At 73.6% G+C, this 6,408-nt stretch carries 6 protein-coding genes; 2 read left to right on the top strand and 4 right to left on the bottom strand.

The genetic code is table 11. The annotated features are described in order from the left end of the window. Positions 1-844, top strand: an 844-nt coding sequence (locus ACZJYS_RS21745) for an alpha/beta fold hydrolase (RefSeq protein ID WP_493180295.1), incomplete at its 5' end; no start/stop codon positions are given. A 36-nt stretch (positions 845-880) separates the two neighbouring features. Here the strand turns inward: ACZJYS_RS21745 and kdpC are convergent. The 4 genes from kdpC to kdpF are packed head-to-tail and all read right to left on the bottom strand — an operon-like array spanning position 881 to position 5,327. After that, positions 881-1,432 (bottom strand): potassium-transporting ATPase subunit KdpC, encoded by a 552-nt coding sequence (kdpC, locus tag ACZJYS_RS21740; RefSeq protein ID WP_493180293.1) that lies wholly within the window; start codon positions 1,430-1,432, stop codon positions 881-883. Positions 1,433-1,435: 3 nt separating this feature from the next. Beyond that, a complete protein-coding gene (gene kdpB, locus ACZJYS_RS21735) occupies positions 1,436-3,493 on the bottom strand; it encodes a potassium-transporting ATPase subunit KdpB (protein WP_456316935.1) in 2,058 nt (685 codons plus the stop codon). A gap of 36 nt (positions 3,494-3,529) precedes the next feature. Then, a complete protein-coding gene (kdpA, locus tag ACZJYS_RS21730; RefSeq protein WP_493180292.1) occupies positions 3,530-5,227 on the bottom strand; it encodes a potassium-transporting ATPase subunit KdpA in 1,698 nt (565 codons plus the stop codon). A gap of 4 nt (positions 5,228-5,231) precedes the next feature. Then, the gene (kdpF, locus tag ACZJYS_RS21725; RefSeq protein WP_219929795.1) at positions 5,232-5,327 is read right to left on the bottom strand and encodes a K(+)-transporting ATPase subunit F; all 96 of its coding nucleotides are present in this window, start codon (positions 5,325-5,327) and stop codon (positions 5,232-5,234) included. 239 nt (positions 5,328-5,566) lie between these two features. Here kdpF and ACZJYS_RS21720 point away from each other — a divergent pair. After that, positions 5,567-6,408, top strand: an 842-nt coding sequence (locus ACZJYS_RS21720) for a histidine kinase (RefSeq protein ID WP_493180291.1), incomplete at its 3' end; no start/stop codon positions are given.

The raw sequence follows: 6,408 nt of genomic DNA, 5'->3' as shown, positions 1-6,408 counted from the left end.
CACCGAGATCTATTTCGACGTGGAGGGGATGGGCCTGGTACCCGACGGCGCGGAGATGCGCGAGCGGCCGGCGGCCTTCATCCTGCACGGCGGCCCGGGCGGCGACCACAGCGGCTTCAAGCCCGGCTTCTCGCCCCTCGCCGAGCGGATGCAGCTCGTCTATGTCGACCATCGCGGCCAGGGCCGCTCCGCCAAGGGCGACCCCGAGACCTACACGCTGGACGAGAATGTGGAGGACCTGGAGGCGCTGCGGCAGCATCTTGGCCTGGGCCCCATCGTCTCCATCGGCACCTCCTATGGCGGCATGGTGTCCATGGCGCATGCGGCGAGATATCCGGAGGCGGTCTCGCACCTGGTGCTGGTCGTCACCGCCGCACATTCGGGCTTCGTGCAACGCGCGCAGGAGATCGTGGCCGAGCGCGGCACGCCGGAGCAGCAGGTCATGTGCCAGCGCCTGTGGGACGGCACGCTGACCACGGTGGAGGACCTGAAGCAGTATTATGCGGTGATGGGCCCGCTCTACGCCGTGCGCCACGACGAGGCCGCCGCCGCCCCCGGCCGTGCCCGCACCCGGCACGAGCCGGCAGCGCTGAACCGCGCCTTCCGCCCCGGCGGCTTCCTGCGCGAGGGCTTCGACCTGCGCCCCGAGCTTTCGCGCATCACCGCGAAGACGCTGATCCTGGCCGGGCGGCACGACTGGATCTGCGCCCCGGAATTCTCCGAGGAGATCCATCGCCTGATCCCCGGCTCGGACCTGCGCGTCTTCGAGCGCAGCAGCCACTCCATCCGGGTGGACGAGCCGCAGGCAATGATGGACGCCATCAAGGGCTTCATCGTCTACTGACGGGGTTCCGGGAGGGGCGGCGCCCCCTCCCGCCGCTCATTCCCCGGCATCCAGCGCCAGGTTGAGCGCCAGCACGTTGACGCGCCGCTCGCCCAGCAACCCGAGTTGCGGCCCCTCGACATGCCGCGCCAGGATCTCCCGCAGCCGCGCCTCCTCCATGCCGCGCGCCGCCGCCACGCGCGCCACCTGCCGCAGCGCGTTCTGCGGTGAAATGTGCGGGTCGAGCCCCGAGCCGGAGGCGGTAGCGGCATCCGCCGGCACCGGCGCAGGCCCGGCCCCGGCCCCGGCCACCCGCCCGCGCACCGCCTCCAGCAGCGTGGCGCTGCTCGGCCCGAGCTGCGAGGCGGCGCCGGCGCTGGCGTCGTAGCCCGCGGCCGAGGGACGCGGGTGGAAGTAGCGTGCTTCGGAAAAACCCTGCCCGACCAGGGCGGAGCCGATGACCCGGCCTTCCCGCGCGATCAGGCTGCCGCCCGCCTGCGCGGGGAACAGGGCGTTGGCCAGGCCGGTCATCGCCAGCGGCGCGGCGAGGCCCAGCAGCAGGGTGAACAGCCCGACCGTGGTGACGGCGGGGCGGAGGATGCTTCGCATGGTTCAGGCAAGCCCCAGCAGCGAGAGGATCAGGTCGATGGCCTTGATGCCCAGGAAGGGCGCCACGAGGCCGCCCAGCCCGTAGACCAGCAGGTTGCGGCGCAGCAGCGCGGCGGCGCCGGCGGGGCGGTAGCGCACGCCGCGCAGCGCCAGCGGCACCAGCGCCACGATGATCAGCGCGTTGAAGATCACCGCCGAGAGGATGGCGCTCTCCGGGCTTTCCAGCCGCATCAGGTTCAGCGCCTGCAATTCCGGATACTGCGCCACGAAGATGGCCGGCAGGATGGCGAAGTACTTCGCCACGTCGTTGGCGATGGAGAAGGTGGTGAGCGCGCCGCGCGTGATGAGCAGCTGCTTGCCGATCTCCACCACCTCGATCAGCTTGGTCGGGTCGCTGTCGAGGTCGACCATGTTGCCGGCCTCGCGCGCCGCCTGGGTGCCGGTCTGCATCGCCATGCCGACATCGGCCTGGGCCAGCGCGGGCGCGTCGTTGGTGCCGTCGCCCGCCATGGCGACGAGCCGGCCCTCCCCCTGCGCCGCGCGGATGTAGCGCAGCTTGTCCTCGGGCGTGGCCTCGGCGATGAAATCGTCCACCCCCGCCTCGGTGGCGATGGCGGCGGCGGTGAGGCGGTTGTCGCCCGTCACCATCACGGTGCGGATGCCCATGCGGCGCAGCGCGGCGAAGCGGTCGCGCATGCCGGGCTTGACGATGTCCTGCAGCGCGACGAGGCCGAGCAGCCGGCCGTCTTGCGCCACCGCCAGCGGCGTGCCGCCCTGGCGGCCGATGCGCTCCACCGCCTGCGCCACCTCCGGCGGCGCGGTGGTGCCGGTGGCCTTCAGCAGCGCCTCCACCGCGCCCTTGCGAAAGCGCGCCTCCGGCGTGTCCAGCCCCGAGAGGCGGGTCTGCGCGGTGAAGGGCACCGCCACGGCACCCGGCGGCAGGGCCGGCACGGCGAGCCCGTGCCGCTCCCGCGCGAAGGCCAGGATGGAGCGGCCCTCCGGCGTCTCGTCGGCCAGCGAGGCGAGCAGGGCGGCGCGCGCCAGATCCTTCCCGGCCACGCCCGGCGCCGGGATGAAGGCCGCCGCCTGGCGGTTGCCGAGGGTGATGGTGCCGGTCTTGTCCAGCAGCAGCACGTCCACGTCGCCCGCCGCCTCCACCGCGCGGCCGGAGGTGGCCAGCACGTTGAAGCGCAGCAGCCGGTCCATCCCCGCGATGCCGATGGCCGAGAGCAGGCCGCCGATCGTCGTCGGGATCAGGGTGATGAGCAGCGCCGCCAGCACCGGCACGGCGGGCGGCGCGCCGTTCCACGAAGCCAGCCCGACCAGCGTGACGACGGCGATGAGGAAGACGATGGTCATCCCCGCCAGCAGGATGTCGAGCGCGATCTCATTCGGCGTCTTCTGGCGGGAGGCGCCCTCCACCAGTCCAATCATCCGGTCGAGGAAGGTGCCGCCCTGCGCGGCGGTGATGCGCACCACCAGCCAGTCGGAGACGACGGTGGTGCCGCCCGTCACGGCGCTGCGGTCGCCGCCCGATTCCCGGATGACGGGGGCGCTCTCGCCGGTGATGGCCGCCTCGTTCACCGAGGCGATGCCCTCCACCACCTCGCCATCGGAGGGGATCAGCTCGCCGGCCTCGACCAGCACCAGGTCGCCCACGCGCAGCTCGGTGGCGGCGCGGGGCTGCCACAGGCTGCGGTCGCCGGCGCGCAGCAGCAGCCTGGCGCGCGTCTCGCCGCGGCCGCGGCGCAGGCTCTCGGCGCGCGCCCGGCCGCGCCCCTCCGCCACCGCCTCGGCGAAGGTGGCGAACAGCACCGTGGCCCAGAGCCACAGCGCGATGCCGGCGGAGAAGCCCCAGGCGCCGCCCGAGAGCGCCGCGCGCAGCGCCAGCAGCGTCACCAGGATGGAGACCACCTCGGTGGCGAAGATCACCGGGTTGCGCAGCAGCTGCGCCGGGTTGAGCTTGCGGAGCGCGTCCAGCGCGGCGCGGCGCAGCAGGGGGCCGTCGAGCAGCGCGGGGGCGGATGGGTCCCGGCGCGCGGCGGTGGCCGGCGCGGGCATCGGCGCGGGCATGTGCGTGTCCATGATGCGTGTGCCTCAGAAGGTCTTGCCGGCCAGCAGGGAGAAATGCTCGGCGAGCGGGCCGAGGGCGAGGGAGGGCAGGAATTGCAGCCCGCCCAGGATCAGGATCACCCCCGCCAGCAGCCCGGCGAAAAGGGGCCCGTGCGTCGGCAGGGTTCCGGCGCCCTCGGGGGCGCGCGGCTTGGCCGCCAGGCTGCCGGCGATCGCCATCACCGGCACGAGGTAGGCGTAGCGGCCGAGCAGCATGGCCAGGCCCAGCGTGGTGTTGAACCAGGGCGTGTCCGCCGCCAGCCCGCCGAAGGCCGAGCCGTTGTTGCCGGCGGCCGAGCTGTAGGCGTAGAGCATCTCCGACAGGCCGTGCGGCCCGGCATTGGCGAGGGATGCGGTGGCCGAGGGCAGCACCAGCGAGACGGCGGTGAGGCCCAGGATGGCGGCCGGCAGCACCAGCACCGCCAGCATGGCCAGCTTGATCTCGCGCGCCTGCACCTTCTTGCCGAGATATTCCGGCGTGCGCCCCACCATCAGCCCGGCGATGAACACGGCGAGCAGCGCGAAGACCAGCATGCCGTAGAGGCCGGAGCCGACGCCGCCCGGCAGCACCTCGCCGAGCTGGATCAGGAACAGCGGCACCATGCCGCCGAGCGGCGTGAAGCTGTCATGCATGGCGTTGACGCTGCCGCTCGAGGCGCCGGTGGTGGCCGCCGCCCAGAGCGCGGAGAGCGCGGTGCCGAAGCGCACCTCCTTGCCCTCCATGTTGCCCGGCGCCGGGTCCAGCCCGGCGGCGAGGTGCAGCGGGTTGCCCGCGGCCTCGGCGGCGTAGATGGCGGCGGTGCCGGCCAGCACGAAGCCCAGCATCACCGCCAGCAGGGCGCGCCCCTGCCGCGCATCGCCCACCAGCCGGCCGAAGGTGATGCAGAGCGCGAAGGGCAGCACCAGGATGGCCCAGCATTGCAGCAGGTTGGAGAGCGCGTTCGGGTTCTCCAGCGGGTGCGCGGAGTTGACGCCGAAGAAGCCGCCGCCATTGGTGCCGAGCTGCTTGATGGCCACCTGGAACGCCGCCGGCCCGAGCGCGATGAGCTGCGTGCCGCCCTCCAGCGTGCGCGCCTCGGCATAGTCGGCCAGGGTCTGCGGCACGCCGCAGGCCACCAGCGCCAGGCCGAGCAGCAGCGCGAGCGGCAGCAGCAGATAGAGGGTGACGCGGGTGAGGTCGGCCCAGAAATTGCCGAGCCGCGCGACGCCGCCCGCCGCCAGCGCGCGGCAGAAGGCGAGGGCCAGCGCGATGCCGGTGGCGGCGGAGAGGAAGTTCTGCACCGTGAGCCCGGCCATCTGCGCGAGGTAGGACATCGCCGCCTCGCCGGAATAGGCCTGCCAGTTGGTGTTGGTGACGAAGCTGACGGCGGTGTTGAAGGCCAGCCAGGGCGAGAGGCCGGGCAAGCCGCGCGGGTTGAGCGGCAGCGCGCCCTGCAGCCGCAGGAGGGCGTAGAGCAGCAGGAAACCGGCGAGGTTCACCGCCAGCATGGCCAGCACATAGCCGCGCCAGCCCTGCCCGGCCGTGGGGTCGATGCCGCCGGCGCGGTAGAGCAGCGCCTCCAGCGGGCGCAGCCAGCGCACCCGCCCCTCGGCGATGGCGGCGGCGTAGTGGCCGAGCGGCACGGCGGCGAGCGCCGCCAGCGCCAGGGTCAGGGCGATCTGCGCCCATCCGAGGAGGGTCATGGCGTCACAGATCCTCGGGGCGCAGCAGCGCCCACAGCAGGTAGCCGAGCAGGCCGAGGCTGACGGCGCCGCCCAGCATCAGGTCCAGCAGGCCGGGCATGGCGGTCAGATCCGGTCGCAGGCGGCGGCGTAGGCCGCCATCAGGCCGAAGAAGCCGAGGCCCAGCGCCAGCAGCAGGAGGTCGGTCATTGGGGTGTTCCGCGAAAGGAAGGCGGCGGGCGGAGGCCGCCGCCGGCACCACCCCCGATAGGCCCGGCCGCCGCAAAGAGGCGATGTGGAATTCCCGGCCCGTGCATAAAAAATCCATAAAAATCAACATCTCCGCTCGCTGCGGGCAGGATGGGCGCGCTAGTCTCGGCCGGCATGGCCGAAGCCTCCTCCCGCCCCGACCCCGATGCGCTGCTGGCGCTCGCCGCGCGCGCGGGGCGCGGCCGGCTGAAGGTGTTCCTCGGCGCCGCCCCCGGCGTCGGCAAGACCTACGCGATGCTGGCCGCGGCGCGCCGGCTGCACGCGGCGGGCGGCGCGGTGCTGGTGGGGCTGGTCGAGACGCATGGCCGGGCCGAGACGGCGGCGCAGATCGGCCCGCTGGAACTGCTGCCGCGCCGGCGCATCGCCTACCGGGGCCAGGCGCTGGAGGAGTTCGACCTCGACGCCGCCCTCGCCCACCCCTCAGCCCGCCCGCCCGGCGTGCTGCTGCTGGACGAGCTGGCGCACGGCAACGCACCCGGCAGCCGCCACCCCCGGCGCTGGCAGGATGTGGAGGAGCTGCGCGACGCCGGCATCGAGGTCTGGACGACGATGAACGTCCAGCACCTGGAGAGCCTCGCGGACGACGTGGCGCGCATCACCGGCATCCGCGTGCAGGAGACGGTGCCCGACCACTTGCTGGCCGGCGCCGACGCGGTGGAGCTGATCGACCTGCCCCCCGCCGAGCTGCTGGAGCGGCTGCGCCAGGGCAAGGTCTATGCCCCCGAGCAGGCGGCGCGGGCGCTGCGCGGCTTCTTCCGCGAAGGCAATCTGGCGGCGCTGCGGCAGATGGCGCTGCGCCGCACCGCCGAGCGCGTCGATGCCGACGTGACCGGCTACATGCGCGCCAACGCCATCGCCGGCCCCTGGCCGGCGGGCGAGCGGGTGCTGGCGCTGGTGGGGGGCGACGGCGCGGCGGAGGCGGTGGTGCGGCA

It is taken from the genome of Roseomonas sp. TS2 (assembly GCF_058833935.1).
The sequence above is the reverse complement of the archived record's forward strand: the minus strand, read 5'-3'. Positions and strand labels throughout refer to the sequence as shown.